This is a genomic window from Ottowia oryzae, from assembly GCF_003008535.1.
Classification (GTDB): domain Bacteria; phylum Pseudomonadota; class Gammaproteobacteria; order Burkholderiales; family Burkholderiaceae_C; genus Ottowia; species Ottowia oryzae.
Genome location: NZ_CP027666.1, coordinates 2,568,654 through 2,582,413, shown reverse-complemented (window position 1 = coordinate 2,582,413; position 13,760 = coordinate 2,568,654). Strand labels below are relative to the sequence as shown.

Annotated in this window: 11 protein-coding genes; 6 read left to right on the top strand and 5 right to left on the bottom strand. The window is 67.3% G+C overall.

Annotation, left to right across the window (positions count from 1 at the left end):
• Nucleotides 1–4 precede the first annotated feature (4 nt).
• From C6570_RS11790 to C6570_RS18430, 4 genes are all read right to left on the bottom strand, one after another.
• On the bottom strand, nucleotides 5–1,243 hold the full coding sequence (locus tag C6570_RS11790; protein WP_106703382.1) for a tetratricopeptide repeat protein: 1,239 nt from the start codon (nucleotides 1,241–1,243) through the stop codon (nucleotides 5–7).
• A 73-nt stretch (nucleotides 1,244–1,316) separates the two neighbouring features.
• Entirely contained in the window at nucleotides 1,317–3,119 is a 1,803-nt protein-coding gene (locus C6570_RS11785) for a DUF4384 domain-containing protein (RefSeq protein ID WP_245896176.1), read from the bottom strand.
• A gap of 120 nt (nucleotides 3,120–3,239) precedes the next feature.
• Nucleotides 3,240–3,650, bottom strand: coding sequence for a hypothetical protein (locus C6570_RS11780; RefSeq protein WP_106703380.1), 411 nt, complete (start codon nucleotides 3,648–3,650; stop codon nucleotides 3,240–3,242).
• A gap of 75 nt (nucleotides 3,651–3,725) precedes the next feature.
• Nucleotides 3,726–4,736: a hypothetical protein gene (locus C6570_RS18430; protein ID WP_245896175.1), complete on the bottom strand. Its 1,011-nt coding sequence runs from the start codon at nucleotides 4,734–4,736 to the stop codon at nucleotides 3,726–3,728.
• Between the two features lie 480 nt (nucleotides 4,737–5,216).
• Here C6570_RS18430 and C6570_RS11770 point away from each other — a divergent pair, with 480 nt between their 5' ends.
• The 6 genes from C6570_RS11770 to C6570_RS11745 all read left to right on the top strand — a co-directional run bounded on the left by C6570_RS11770 (nucleotide 5,217) and on the right by C6570_RS11745 (nucleotide 12,826).
• Nucleotides 5,217–5,999 carry a LuxR C-terminal-related transcriptional regulator gene (locus C6570_RS11770; RefSeq protein WP_106703379.1) on the top strand — a complete coding sequence of 261 codons (783 nt, stop codon included), beginning with the start codon at nucleotides 5,217–5,219 and terminating at the stop codon, nucleotides 5,997–5,999.
• A gap of 93 nt (nucleotides 6,000–6,092) precedes the next feature.
• Nucleotides 6,093–7,328, top strand: a complete 1,236-nt coding sequence (locus C6570_RS11765) for a sensor histidine kinase (RefSeq protein WP_164675536.1) — start codon at nucleotides 6,093–6,095, stop codon at nucleotides 7,326–7,328.
• 152 nt (nucleotides 7,329–7,480) lie between these two features.
• Nucleotides 7,481–9,880, top strand: a complete 2,400-nt coding sequence (locus C6570_RS11760) for a Tex family protein (protein WP_106703377.1) — start codon at nucleotides 7,481–7,483, stop codon at nucleotides 9,878–9,880.
• Between the two features lie 97 nt (nucleotides 9,881–9,977).
• Nucleotides 9,978–11,270: an alpha/beta hydrolase family protein gene (locus tag C6570_RS11755; protein WP_106703376.1), complete on the top strand. Its 1,293-nt coding sequence runs from the start codon at nucleotides 9,978–9,980 to the stop codon at nucleotides 11,268–11,270.
• A 55-nt stretch (nucleotides 11,271–11,325) separates the two neighbouring features.
• Nucleotides 11,326–11,979: a glutathione S-transferase N-terminal domain-containing protein gene (locus C6570_RS11750; protein WP_106703375.1), complete on the top strand. Its 654-nt coding sequence runs from the start codon at nucleotides 11,326–11,328 to the stop codon at nucleotides 11,977–11,979.
• Nucleotides 11,980–12,031: 52 nt separating this feature from the next.
• Complete coding sequence (locus C6570_RS11745) at nucleotides 12,032–12,826, top strand: hypothetical protein (protein ID WP_106703374.1); 795 nt, start codon at nucleotides 12,032–12,034, stop codon at nucleotides 12,824–12,826.
• Between the two features lie 100 nt (nucleotides 12,827–12,926).
• Here the strand turns inward: C6570_RS11745 and C6570_RS11740 are convergent, their stop codons facing one another.
• The gene (locus tag C6570_RS11740) at nucleotides 12,927–13,583 is read right to left on the bottom strand and encodes a hypothetical protein (RefSeq protein ID WP_123812254.1); all 657 of its coding nucleotides are present in this window, start codon (nucleotides 13,581–13,583) and stop codon (nucleotides 12,927–12,929) included.
• Nucleotides 13,584–13,760: the final 177 nt, after the last annotated feature.

The window sequence follows — 13,760 nt, the reverse complement described above, 5'->3', positions numbered from 1 at the left end:
CGCGCTAGCGCGAAACCTGCGCCATTTGGCTGCGCCAGAACGGCGGCAGCAGATCGAACACCGGCGTCGGCTCTCGGTGCAGCAGATGGGTGGTGCCCAGCACGCCCACGGTGGGAATGACGGTGGCCACGTCCACGTAGGCCAGCTGTTGCATCCAGGCGGGGTTGAAGCCGCCGCCCGGTATGGGCCGCGAGCTGATCAGCGCCAGCATGCGCTGCGCCTCCACGCTGCCGCGCGCGGCGGCCAACTGGTAGTAGCGAATCGCCTCGACGAAGTTGGCGGGCACGCCTTGGCCGCGGTGGTACTTGCGCGCGCTGGCCAGCGCCTCTGCGGCGGCGGGGCTGAGGGTGGGCGAGGCGGGCGGCTGGATCGGGCTGCTGCCGCGCAGCGCCAGCTGCTCCAGGTTCTGCCTGGCCGCCAGCGAATGCGGCGCCGCACGGCGGAAGTACTGCGCGGCCTGGTCGAACTGCTCGCGCGAGACGGCGTCCATGCCCAGCTCGATATTGGCGTGCATGTCGCCTGCGGCGGCGGCGCGCTCAAGCAGCTGGCGCTGGGGCAGCTCCAGCACCTGATCCTGGTTGGCGCCCGGCTTGGCGATCTGCAAAGGCGTTTGGCGTTTGAGCAGCACCCATTGCAGGAAATCGGCGCGCGCGGGGTAGCGCGGCCGCAGCGCTTCAATGGCGCGCGCCGCTGCTGCGGCGTCCGGCGGCCCGGTGCAGCCATCCAGTGCGCACCACGCCAGCCCTGCGAAGGCCAGCGGCTGGCGGCCGTAGCGCGCCGCTTGTTCAAACCAACGCTGCGCCAGCGCCGGATCGCGCCGAACGCCCGCGCCATGCAGGTAGATCAGCCCCAGCGTCCAGGCGGCCTGGGCGGATGCGACCGTGCTGCCCACGGCGCGGGGTGCTTCGGCAGCGCGCGTCAGGCGGCGAAGTTCGCGATCAACGGCAACCGCCGATGCACCTTCGCGGGGCGCTATCGAATCGCGGTTGATCGGGGGCGAGACGATGCGGGGTTGGTCGCGCAGCGGCCGCGGTGCCACGGTAGGCGCCGCGGTCGGTGCCGCATCCAGCCGCGGCAACTCGGTAGGCGCGGGTTCGAGGCGTTCCTGCGCGGGGGGCGGCGCCTGCACATCATCCACGCCGGTGGCGCGGGTGCGTGCGCTGGCGCCTTGGCTGAATGCCGCGCACGCCAGCAGCGCAAGCGCAATCGCGGTGAAGGCGGCGGCAGCTTGGGGCGGCTTCATGCGGGCTCCACGGGTGTGCAGTGGCCAATGGGCTATGCGGGCGATGCGGGCGGCTCGCAAGCGGGGTGGCCGCCTAGCGCCGATCCGGTTGGGGCGGGCGCTGCTGCGCAGCCGCCGCGCCCGCCATCGTGGCCGATGCGCCCGCACCGGTGCCCGCGCCTGCACCAGCACCTGGGGCCGCCATGGGCGCCGGGGGCGGCGGGCGGCGCGGTTGCACCGTCCACTGGATGACCTGCGACACATGGCCGTTCGGCCCCGCCGCGGCGGCAAACCCTTCCAGTACGCCTTGCGTGCCCGCCACGTTCTTCAGCGGGGTGAGGGCGCTGGCCTGCAGTTCTGCGGGCAGCATGGGGGCCACGTCTTGTTCGGTGGCAATGCAGATCACGCCCTCGGTGCCTGGCCGGCCCGCGTCCAGGATGAAGCCGGGGCTGGGCGCCATCCAGTCCGGAATCCGGATCGCCTGGTTGGCCGACACCAGGGAATGCGGCTGCAGCGCGTTGGGCAGCAGGCGCATCACGCCGCCGGCCGCGTCCGCGTAGTAGCAATACAGGTGCGAAGCCTTGGTGACGGTGGCCGACAGGAAAATCTGCTCGCCTTCGGTGAACGCCGGGCGCTCGCCCGCTGGCTGCGGGTTTTCGATCTGCAGATCAATCAGCCAGGGCGCGGCGGTGGTCAGGCCGATGGCGGGCGCGGTAGTGCCGTCGGCGGTGGCCACGTGCTGCGGGCCGCTGCTGGTCCAACCGATGCGGGTGAACGCGCCCGTGTCGTCCAGCGCCACGAAGCTGTTCAGGGCCGCTTCATAGGTGGGGAAGTCGATCACGCCATTCACCGCCAAGCCGTGATCGGCCTGGAACCGGCCCAGCGCCCGCCGCATGAGCGGATGCGTGGCAGACATGGCTTCGGACTCTCGGGGCACATAACCCTGCGCCACCAGCGACGCCTTGACCAGTTGAAACTGCCCGCTGGCGCCGCTTTCGGCGTACCAGTCCTGCATGACGCGCTGGAAGTGCGGGTGGGCCTGGTCCAGCGTCAGGCATTGCCAGTAGGGCACGCGCGCCCATTTGCCCACGATCTCGATCATGGCCAGATCCACCAGCGTGCGCAGTGCCGCGCCGGTGCCGATGACGTAGTCGCGCCCCACGTTCAGCTTCACCCCGTAGGTGCCGATGCGCCCGCCCACGTCCACGCCCTGGCCGCCGCTGCCGGTGGTCACTTCGTTGGCGGAATCCAGGCCGGGGATCAGCGTGCGCGTGCGAAAGTCGCCCAGGTGCACCTCCAGCCCGATGATGGTGGCGGTGCGCGACCGGCTGTAGCCCAGATCCACGCGCGGGCCAGACAAGCCGGCGTCGTTGGTGTTGCTGATGACGGTCTGGTCGACAAACGCAATCGCGCCCGACACGTACAGCGCAGGGCGCTGCAGTTGCATCTGGTTGTTGTTGAGCAGGATGGTGGTCAGGTTCTGCACCGTGTCCTGGCGGGCGATGTCCACCTCGAAGTCGACGAAGCGAAAGGCATTGCTGAGCCGCGACATCTGCGACAACGCGGTGGCGATCATGTCCTTGGTGGCCACCGGCACCTTGCCGGAGAAATCGATGAACTGCTTGCTGGTGATCAGCGTGGTGGGCAACTGCGCCTCGCGCAGCATGCGGTCCATGCAGGTCAGTGATTCTGAAAAGCTAGACACCGAGCGCGTGGGCCGCACCACCGGATGGTTAGCGACGGCGGCGTTTTGCTGGTAGGCCGTGTCCTTGCGCGCGTCCAGTGGCGTTGCGCAGCCGGCGAGGGCGGCCAGAATGCCCAGCGCGGCCAGCAGTCTTCGCCCGCGGGAAGGCGTTGAAGTGGTCTCTGGCTCTGGCGAAGCAAGGTGCGATCTCATGGCCATCCCCTCGGATTGTTCTGACGGCGGTGGACAGGCAAGCGCTGTCTACTCTCAAAAGAAGAGCAGGCAGCCCGCGCCGGTGGGGCGCAGGAGGGCTGCCGGCTATGTCAACGCAGCTCAGCGGCAGATATTGACCAGGTCGCCGCGGATCACGACCACCTGGTCCTGCCCCATGCCGCCGCCCGGTTGCGGTGCGCTGGGTTGAATCGACTGAACGCAGGTCGTTGCGCCCATGCTGTTGGTCTGGACGCTGGAGACCACGTCCTTGTTGGTTTTGACATTGCCGGTGTCGGCCGAATAGGACCTGGCAACGTAGTGCGCAATCTTGGCTTTGGCGTCGTCTGGCATGCCGGTGCGGTAGACGATGCCGCTCGAGACGGAGCGGGGCGCCGTGGGCATCTGAAGGTAGCTGACGCGGCTGCCGATGTGCACCGGGTCCTCTCCCGGTGCGCCCTGGGCGTAACCGAAGCTGCTGGCCAGCAGGGCCGTGGTGAGTACGCAGATGGCGCGCGCGGTTTGGCGTTTCATGGCTGTCCCTCCTTGCGTGAAGCCTTGGGCAAAAAAGCCCCGGCCGGCCTTAGCCGACCAGGGCGTTGCAGTGCGTCAGAGCCTGGAGCCCCAGCCGCAGTAGCCTGTGGGGCAGTCGGGCAGCTTGAACTTGGGCGGATCGCACGCGTCGTTGGACGACAGGTTCTGCACCGCCAGGCTGCGATAGCCGTTGGCCTTGTTCGTCACCGTGCCGGCCACGTAGGTCAGTTGCGTGGACTTGCCGGAGATCGTCACGTCACCGAAGTTGGACGACAGGTTCTGGAAGGCCTGGGCGTAGCGGCCAGTGGCTTCGTTGCTGATCGTGCCGCCGTCGCCAACGACGGTCTGGGTGGATTGGCCGCCCTTCGCGATCGTCACGCCGTCGTAGTTGCTGGCCAGGTTCTGCACCGCCGTGGTGTCCGCGCCGTTGGCGTGGTTGGTGACGGTGGTGCGGGTCAGGTTGACGGTTTGCGAGCTCTTGCCCTCGACGTCCACTTTGCCGACATTCGATGCCAGCGACTGGATCGCCACCGCACCCGCGCCTTGGGCCTTGTTGCCCACGGCACCGCCGGCGATGGACGTGCTCTGCTTGCTTTCGCCGCCGACGGTCACGTTGCCGACGTTGCTCGACACGCTTTGCACCGCCAAGGCTGCGTCTTCGCAATCGTTGCCACAGCTGCTGGGCGAGCCAGCGCCCATGGCATCGTTAGACAGGGTGCCGGCGATGGTGGCCGACTGGGTGGACGAGGCGCCTTTCTTGACCTCGACCTTGCCCACGTTCGACGCCACGCTTTGCAGCGCGATGTCACCGGGGTTCCACGCCTTGTTCGACACGTTGCCGCCGGCTTTCACCGTGGTGCTCTGCTTGGAGTCACCCGCGATCGTGATGTCGCCCTTGTTGCTCGACAGGTTCTGCACCGCCGTGGCGTAGGCATTGGCCTGGTTGGATACCGTCGCTTCCTTGGCGACGCTGGTGGACTGCGACGAATCGCCGCTGATGACGATCTTGGCCGCCGGGCTGGAGCCGGCCGCAAGCACCGACGCGGATGCGACGGCCGTCAGGGTGAACAGTGCAAGCGCTTTCATGGTGACATTCCTCCAAAGGTTGTCGAGACCGTTTACCGCCGGCAGGCCAGGCGCCTGCAACGGCAGCGACGCTGGCTGCCCGGTAGCGGAATTGCCACCGTTTCCAGATGCGTCACAGCCAGTTTCAAGCGCTTGCGCTGTTCACCCAATCTCCTGCTGTGGATACCTAGTAGGGTCTAGACCATTTGAGGGATGGCGGCCCATGAGATGCCCGCATAGCATCGTGGCTTCTGCGATGGATGCTATCGAGTAGAGAGCAAGCACCCGTGAAATGCGCGGTAGTAACGAGATGTGTGACAAGAAACGCTTAGAAAAGCGAGCCAACAAATTCACACATGTCGCACCAGAAACGCCTAATGTTGCATTTGGGCGCTTTTTGGGACCACTTCGTTTCGTGACCCCAGTCACCTCCGTCAAGCTGGCAGAACGCGCGCGATTCCAGGGTTGAATGCCTTACCGGCCATATTTGGGAGCCACACCATGAGCGTTAACGTCAACGCCGCCGTCACGCACGGCCTGCCAGCCAGCTCTGCAGCCCACCTGTCGATCCCCGGCAACATCCCCTGGCCTGACTTCCTGATCGGCCAGCCCGATCAGCCCGTGCGCGTGCTGCTGATTGACGACGACCCGCACATTCGCCGCGTGATTGCGCAAGAGTTGCTGGCCGACCCCCGGGTGATCCTGGTTGGGCAGGCCAGTTCCATGCGCGAGGGCAAGCGCCTGGTGTCGCAGCACGCCTTCGATGTGATGCTGGTGGACCTGAACCTGGGCGACGGCACCGGCTTTCAGTTGATCGAGTTCATGAAGTCCATCCGCCCGGTGGCCGAGGCGGTGGTCGTATCGGCCATGGAAGACGAAGAGCACGCGATTCATGCGTTCGAGCTTGGCGCGACCGGCTACCTGATCAAGAACTCCTGGTTCGGCAACTTTGCGCAGGCGGTGCTGCAAGTCGTCAACGGGGGCGCCTCGGTCACGCCCAACCTGGCGCGCCGCCTGCTGCGCCGCCTGGACAAGGACGGACCCGGTGCCCGCCACGGCTGCTTGAGTGCGCGATCATCCGGCGGGCTGGAAGCGCTTTCGGCGCGTGAGCGCGAAATCCTTCGCCTGGTCGCGGTGGGCCATACCAGCTCAGAGATCGGCGTGCGGCTCAGCATCAGCGCGCAGACCGTCAATTCGCACATCAAGAACGTGTACCGCAAGCTGCAGGTCCGCAGCCGCGCGCAGGCGGTCACGTTGGCTTCGACCTACGGCATCCTTTACTGAACGCCGGGTACGTGCGAAGCATTGCTGTTGGAGCCCCTCATGCACCCGTTCCATGCACTTTCGCCGCCGGCGAGTCATGGTGCCGCTGGTGTCATGCCCGCCGAAGCTACTTCGGTGGGACGGATCGGCCGGGTGGACTGGGCCTTTGGGCTGGCGGCGTGCAGCTGGGCCGCGCTGTTGGCGCTCGCCGTTTGGCAAGAGCATGCCGAGAAAACCTCCAACCTCACCACGGTGGTGCTGATCCAACTGTGCCTGCTGGCGGCCGAACGGTTCTTTCTGCTGGTGTCCGGCTGCTGGCGCGGGTGGGGCCGCATGGTTTGGGTGGCGCACTGCGTTGCCTTGGTGGCCTGGGCGACCTGGCTGCCGCACAGCGGCTCGGGCGCAGCGGAGAAGCATGTTCCGCTCGGGCTCTTGGGTGTGAACGTGGCCTTCGTGCTGGCGTTGGGCATCGTCATGGGCTTGCGCGCGTGGCGAAGCGGCGCCCTGCGGGCCTGGGCGGCGCTGCTGGTGGCGGTGCCGCTGTCCTTGATCTTGCTGGGCGAATTGCGGCAGGCGGCCGCCGCGCCTCCTGGCGTGCCCAGCGCGCTGCTGCCCGTGGTGGGCCTCCAGCTGGGTTTGCTGTGGCTCGCCGTGCGGCGGGCCGCGCATTGGCGCGCTGCTGCCGAAAGCCCCGGCGATGAGGCTGCCGGGGCCGCATCGGCCCAACAAAGCCGGCTGGCGCAGGACTTGCACGACGGCGTGGGCTCTCACCTGACGTCCATCATCGCTTCGCTGGACAACGGCACGTTGGAGCAGCGGCAGACCGCCGCTTCGCTGCAGCACTGCCTGCTGGAACTCAAGCTGCTGGTCGACGGCGCCGACTTCGACGGCTCTGTGCTGGGTCACCTGGCCAACCTGCGCTACAGAACACAGCCCCTGCTGGACGCCGCAGGCATCACCCTGCGCTGGGACGTGCAGGAAGCCGAGGCGCTGGAGCAACTGCCGCGCCACGCCGCAGTGCAGGTACTGCGCATCGCGCAAGAAGCGCTGGCCAATGTGATTCGCCATTCCGGCGCCCGCTCGGTGCTGGTGCGCTGCCGCCTGCGCGGCGAAGCTGGCCGTGAAGTGCTGGCGCTGGATGTCCTGGACGATGGGCAGGGCATGCCGCGGCGCCCGAAGGCGGCGGCGCCATCGGCCGGCGCAAGCCGACCGGGCCAGGGCTTGCGCAGCATGCACACGCGCGCGGCGCGGCTGGGTGGGCGCCTGCGCGTGCAGTCGGTGCGGGGGCAGGGCACGTGCGTGCAACTGCGGCTGCCGCTGGCCGCACCCGAAGGCGCCTCGGGCTTCTAGGCGCGCGCTGCCGGTCGCGGTGCGCGGAGCGCGGCCAAAGCGCACCACGCCGCAGCCATGCGCCACCGCCGGGCCGGCCGGGTGCCTATGGCAAACTCGCCCCCTTTTTGGGGTGCCGGTGGCCGTGGCCGGCGCGGCACCCAGTCTTGCCGATGTACCAGCTGACCATTCCCGCCCAGATCGCCGCCGAACTCAAGGTGCGCGAAGCCCAGGTTCAAACCGCCATCGATTTGCTGGACGGCGGCGCCACGGTGCCCTTCATCGCCCGCTACCGCAAGGAAGCTACCGGCGGCCTGGACGACGTGCAGATGCGCGAGCTGGAAGCGCGCCTGGCCTACCTGCGCGAGCTGCATGACCGCCGCGCGGCCGTGCTCAAGAGCATCGACGAGCAGGGCAAGCTCACGCCTGAGTTGCGCGCTGCCATCGAAGCCGCGCCCACCAAGCAAGAGCTGGAAGACCTGTACCTGCCTTACAAGCAAAAGCGCCGCACCAAGGGCCAGATTGCGCGCGAATTCGGCATCGAGCCGCTGGCCGACCAGCTGTTTGCCAACCCGTCGCTGGACCCGAACGAGGCTGCCAAACCCTTTGTGAAGGCCGAAAAGGGCGAGGGCGGCGAAGACTTCACCACCGTGCCCGCTGTGCTGGACGGTGTGCGCGACATCCTCAGCGAACGCTGGGCCGAAGACGCGCAGCTGGTGCAAGGCCTGCGCGAATGGCTGTGGGCCGAGGGCCTGCTGCAAAGCAAACTGGCCAGCGGCAAGAACGAGAACGACCCCGAAGTGGCCAAGTTCCGCGACTACTTCGACTACGACGAGCCCATCGGCCGCGTGCCCAGCCACCGTGCGCTGGCCGTTTTCCGTGGCCGGCAGCTGGAGATTCTGGATGCCAAACTGGTGCTGCCCGAGGCAGATACTGCGCCAGCAGCTACCAAAACCGCAGCAACGCCCAGCCTGGCCGAAGGCCGCATCGCCCTGCACCTGGGCTGGAGCCACGCAGGCCGCCCGGCCGACGACCTGCTGCGCAAATGCGTGGCCTGGACGTGGCGCGTCAAGCTGTCTTTGAGCACCGAGCGCGACCTGTTCGCCCGCCTGCGCGAAGACGCCGAGGCCGTCGCCATCAAGGTGTTTGGCGACAACCTGCGCGATTTGCTGCTGGCCGCCCCCGCCGGGCAAAAGGTGGTGATGGGGCTGGACCCCGGCATCCGCACCGGCGTGAAAGTGGCGGTGGTGGATGCCACCGGCAAGTTGGTCGAGACCGCCACCGTCTTCCCGCATGAGCCGCGCAAGGACTGGGAAGGCAGCCTGCATACGCTGGGCAAGCTGGTCGCCAAGCACGGCGTGCAGCTGATCGCCATCGGCAACGGCACCGCCAGCCGCGAAACCGACAAGCTGGCGGGCGACCTGATCAAATTGGTGCAAAAAATGGCTGCAGCGCAAGCTGGAGTATCGCTGCCAGCTATCGAAAAGGTAGTGATCAGCGAAGCCGGTGCATCCGTCTATAGCGCCAGCGAATACGCCAGCCAAGAATTGCCGGACGTGGACGTCAGCCTGCGCGGCGCCGCCAGCATTGCCCGCCGCCTGCAAGACCCGCTGGCCGAGCTGGTGAAGATCGACCCGAAATCCATCGGCGTGGGTCAGTACCAGCACGACGTGAACCAGAGCGAGCTGGCGCGCCAGCTGGACGCCGTGGTCGAAGACTGCGTGAACGGCGTGGGCGTGGACCTGAACACCGCCAGCGCGCCGCTGCTGGCGCGCGTGTCGGGCCTGTCGGGCACCGTGGCCAAGGCCGTGGTGCGCTGGCGCGAACAGCATGGCGCGTTCGACAGCCGCCAGCAGCTGCTGGAAGTCAGCGGCCTGGGGCCCAAGACCTTTGAGCAGAGCGCGGGTTTTTTGCGCATTCGCGGCGGCAGCAACCCGCTGGACGTGACCGGCGTGCACCCTGAGACGTACCCGGTGGTTGAACAAATCATCGTCAGCACGGGCAAGCCCATCGACCAGATCATGGGCCGCGCCGAGCTGCTCAAGCCGCTCAAGCCCGAGCAGTTCGCCACGCCACAGTTTGGCGCGGTGACGGTGAAGGACATCCTGGTCGAGCTGGAAAAGCCCGGCCGCGACCCGCGCCCGGATTTCAAGGTGGCGCGCTTCAACGACGGCGTGGAAGACATTGCCGATCTGCGTGAAGGCATGGTGCTGGAAGGCACCGTGAGCAACGTGGCGCAGTTTGGCGCGTTCGTCGACCTGGGCGTGCACCAGGACGGGCTGGTGCACGTCAGCCAGCTGGCCAACCGCTTCGTGAGTGACGCGCGCGAAGTGGTGAAAACCGGCCAGATCGTGAAGGTGAAGGTGCTGGAGGTGGACGCGCCGCGCAAGCGCATCAGCCTGACCATGAAGCTGGACGCGCAAGCGCCGCGCCGTGACGCGCCGCGCGAAAACCGCTTTGAAGGCGCCGGGCGCAACCAGCGCAGCGGGCAGGGCGGGCGCCGCGACAGCGCCCCCGCTGCCGACAACCAGATGGCCGCCGCCTTCGCCAAGCTGCAAGGTTTGCGGAAATAGGGCACGCGCAGCGCTGGTTTTTGCTGCGAAAGGGCCGCGCGACTTGGCGACAATCGCGCGTCCCTTTTGAAACCATTGCTCACCTATTTGCTTCGCCATGCTGTCCAGCCGCTACGAATGGAGATCGCTCAGCCGCCTCATCGCCTTTGCGCTGGGCGGCGTCATGGTGGTGTGGATGTTGTGGGGCATGGTGGGCCGGATGCAGCGCGGCGCACCCGGCGCCGAGCGCGACCAGGCTGTGTGCTACGGCAACAAGCTGGGCACAGCAGCGGCGCGTGAAAAGGCCATCGACCAGGGTTACGCCATCGACCGCAGCCTCGACTGCATCAGCCGCGCCAGTTACGTGGCCATGCAGGCGCGTGAAGAGGCGCAAAAAGCCGAGCAGCGCCGCCGCACCATCGACGAAGAACTGGCCGCACGCCGCGAGGCCGAGCGCGCCGCCCAGGCGTCTGAACGCCAGACGCTGAGCGACGTGCGCCGCACCTTCATCACCCAGGTGCACGTGGCCAACCCGCAGCCGCAGCCCCTGCCCAAGCCGCCCCGCACTCTGTATGAGCGCAGCGACTACACCAGCGGCCCCTATACCCTGGCGGCCTACGTCACGCCCAGCCCGCGCGACCGGGTACTGCACCCGGCCATCATCTGGCTGACCGGGGGCGACAGCAACACGCTGGGCGATTTCTGGGTACACGGCCCCGCGGGCAACGACCAATCGGCCCAGGCTTTTCGCGACGCGGGCGTCGTGATGATGTTTCCCACCCTGCGCGGCGGCAACACCAACCCGGGCCAGCGCGAGCTGGGGCTGGGCGAGGTGGACGACGTGATCGCCGCTGCAGAGCATCTGGCCAAGCTGCCTTACGTGGACCCGCGCCGCATCTACCTGGGCGGGCACAGCACGGGCGGCACGTTGGCGCTGCTGGTGGCGCAAAGCACGCCACGCTTTGCTGCGGTGCTGGCGCTGGGCCCCGTGGGTGAAATGGGCGACTATGGCCCGTCGTACGCGCGAGTGGACTGGCGTTCTCTGCCGCCGCAGGAGCTGGCCGTGCGGTCGCCCGGCCGCTGGCTGGACAGCATCCGCTCGCCCACCTACCTGATCGAGGGCCAAAAGCCGCCCGGCAACCTCAGCAGCCTGACCAGCATGTGCCAGAAGGCGCAGGCGCATCCCATGGTGCGCTGCCTGTCGGTGCCGGGTCACGACCACTACAGCGTGGTGAGCGCCGTGGCGCGGGTGGCGGCCGCGCAGATCGTGGTGTCGACGGGTGAGGACTTCGACCTGCGCGTCGACCAACTCACGGCTCTGCCGGCCCCGGCCCCGGCCCCCGCAACCGCAACCGCAACCGCAACCGCACCCGCCGCCAGCGCCACGCCCGCCGCCGACGCAGAGCGCTGAGCCGCGTGGCAGAGGCGCGGGGGTAGGCGTGGGCCAGCCCGCTAAAGTGCGCGCCATGCCCCAGCCCTTGCTCTACACCTTTCGCCGCTGCCCGTACGCGATGCGGGCGCGCTGGGCCATTCACGTGGCGGGCGTGGCCGTCGATCAGACCGAAGTCAGCCTGCGCGCCAAGCCGCCCGCCATGCTGGCCGCATCGCCCAAAGCCACCGTGCCGGTGCTGGTGCTGCCCGATGGCGCCGTGATCGACCAAAGCCTGGACATCATGCTGTGGGCGCTGCAGCAGAACGACCCCCAAGGCTGGCTGAGCCCCCAGAGCGGTTCATTGGCCGACATGCTGGCCTTTATCGCAGCCTGCGAGCGCGAATTCAAACCGCACCTCGATCGCTACAAGTACCCCAGTCGTTACACCAGCGAATGGGCGCCAGGCCAGAGCGAGGCGGCGTTCTCTGACCAGCATCTGGCGTGCGCCATCGCATTTTTGCAGCGGCTCGCCGCACGCCTGGCCGGGCCTGGCGCGCAGGCCTACCTGTTCGGCGCACCGCCGGCGCTGGCGGATTTCGCGCTGGTGCCTTTCGTGCGCCAACTGGTTCGGCATGATCGGCCGCGTGCGGTGGCGGTGGTGCCGCCAGCGGTCATCGCCTGGACGGACCCGCTGCTGGCGCGCCCGGATTTCGATGCCATCATGCGCAAGGCGCCCGGCGCCGGCTGAAGCGGCAGCCGGAAGAGGCGAGTCAACAACCAATCAGCGGAGGAAAACCGGCATGGGTACCTGGGGCACCGGCATCCTGGAAGACGACACCGCGTTGGACATTCATGGCGACTTCATCGAGCGATTCGACGACGGCGAATCACCCGATGCGGCCCGCCAGGCGGCGATCCGGCGCTATTACGACCAGTTTCTTGACGAAGAAACCAATGCCGCCGTCTGGTTGGGCTTGGCGCAGGCCGAATCGGATGTCGGCGCACTCCAGCCCGACACCCTGCAGGCCATCGAACAGATTGTGGCCACCGGCCAGGATCTCGCGCGCTGGGACGGCCCCGACCGGGATCAACGGCAAGCCGTGCTGCAAGCGTTCGTAGAGACTTTGCGCACACCGCGTGAGACGCCGCGCGTACCCACGCCCATCGTCGCCAAGCCCGCGGTGGCGCAGCCGGGCACCTGCTTTGCCGTCAAGCTGCTGGATGGCCAAGGCTGGGGTGCCGGCGTCGTGCTGGCGTTGACGGGCAACAAGTACGACACCTACCACCTGCTGGCCGGCCTGCGCGGCGTCTATCCCGCGCCGCCCCCGCTCAGCGTGTACGAACGGCGCGATTGGCTGACCCTGACGCACCACAACTTCAAGGGCGATCTGTGCTTGACTGCCGCAGGGGCAGAAGGCTTCGCCAAGGACCGCGATACCTACGGCATCGTGATGGTCGGCCAAATGGCCTTACGGGCCGACGAGCCCGTGCCGCCGCTTGGCATCATGGGCTGGGAGGGCAGCGGCGTGTCTTCATGGGGCTGGATCGAGTGCCAGGTGCGCCTGCAGCACCGGTGGGACACGGAAGGGCACTGAGCCGGCGGCGCAGCAACCTCAGCCCATGGCCCGCCACCAGGAGGCTGGGGGCCATGTCGGCGAAAACGGCCGTGCTATGCTCGGCCGCAGGCCATGGCGACTACCGTATCACGATAGCCTGTTCGTCGATCTTGACAGGGCCGCTGGTCGGCACGACCGCCCGGACACGCGAGTAGCGGGATACCGGGCGGGACACGTAATAGTCCAGTTCAGTGCCGTGGGACGTTTTTCGCATCTTCGGCGCCACATCCGTAGCGCCAGCGGCTGCCAGGTCTTCTGCTCGCGACTTGTCATTTGCTTCAATGACTTGCGGTAAGAGGGCATCGGTGTAGCGAGATATCACCTGCGCCCAGGTGGCGGCATCTTCTGGTATGCAGGTTCTCAACAGATTCGCCAAACCGACCAAGTCACCGGTCTTGGCCATCAGACGACCTTCGGTGTCCAGCGCAAACATTACCAGGCCGGCGCCCGGTATTTTCGTGTTGCGTACGGTATACAGCTTGCACTGGGGAGTCGATGGCGTATCCGCATCAGGCTCGACCTTCGCGTCGGCTCGATCCCAGGCGGTACCGACCAGCACGGTGCGGACGATGGGTTCGGAGGGCAACTTTGAATTCATCGATATCTCGGCGAGCGCGTTATGGGGGGTGAAGACGAGCATGAACGCCAAGGCCGCGGCAACTGAACAACGTGCCGCTGGATCGGTAAAGCAAATCCTGGTGCGGTCGCGACGCACAGGCAGTTTGACGCCGGTCATCGACTATCGGTGATCCGAAGACGTGGGCATCCGAGCTGGCAAGGACGGAGCTGAGCCGGGGGTAGTGGCGAAGTGGCGCATGGCGTGTGGTATCTGAAAAGCCAAGCCGATTGAGCCGGAGGCAGATGTGCCGGTCAATAGGGACCGTTACCAGCGGTCAGTCTTGCCAGTCCCGCC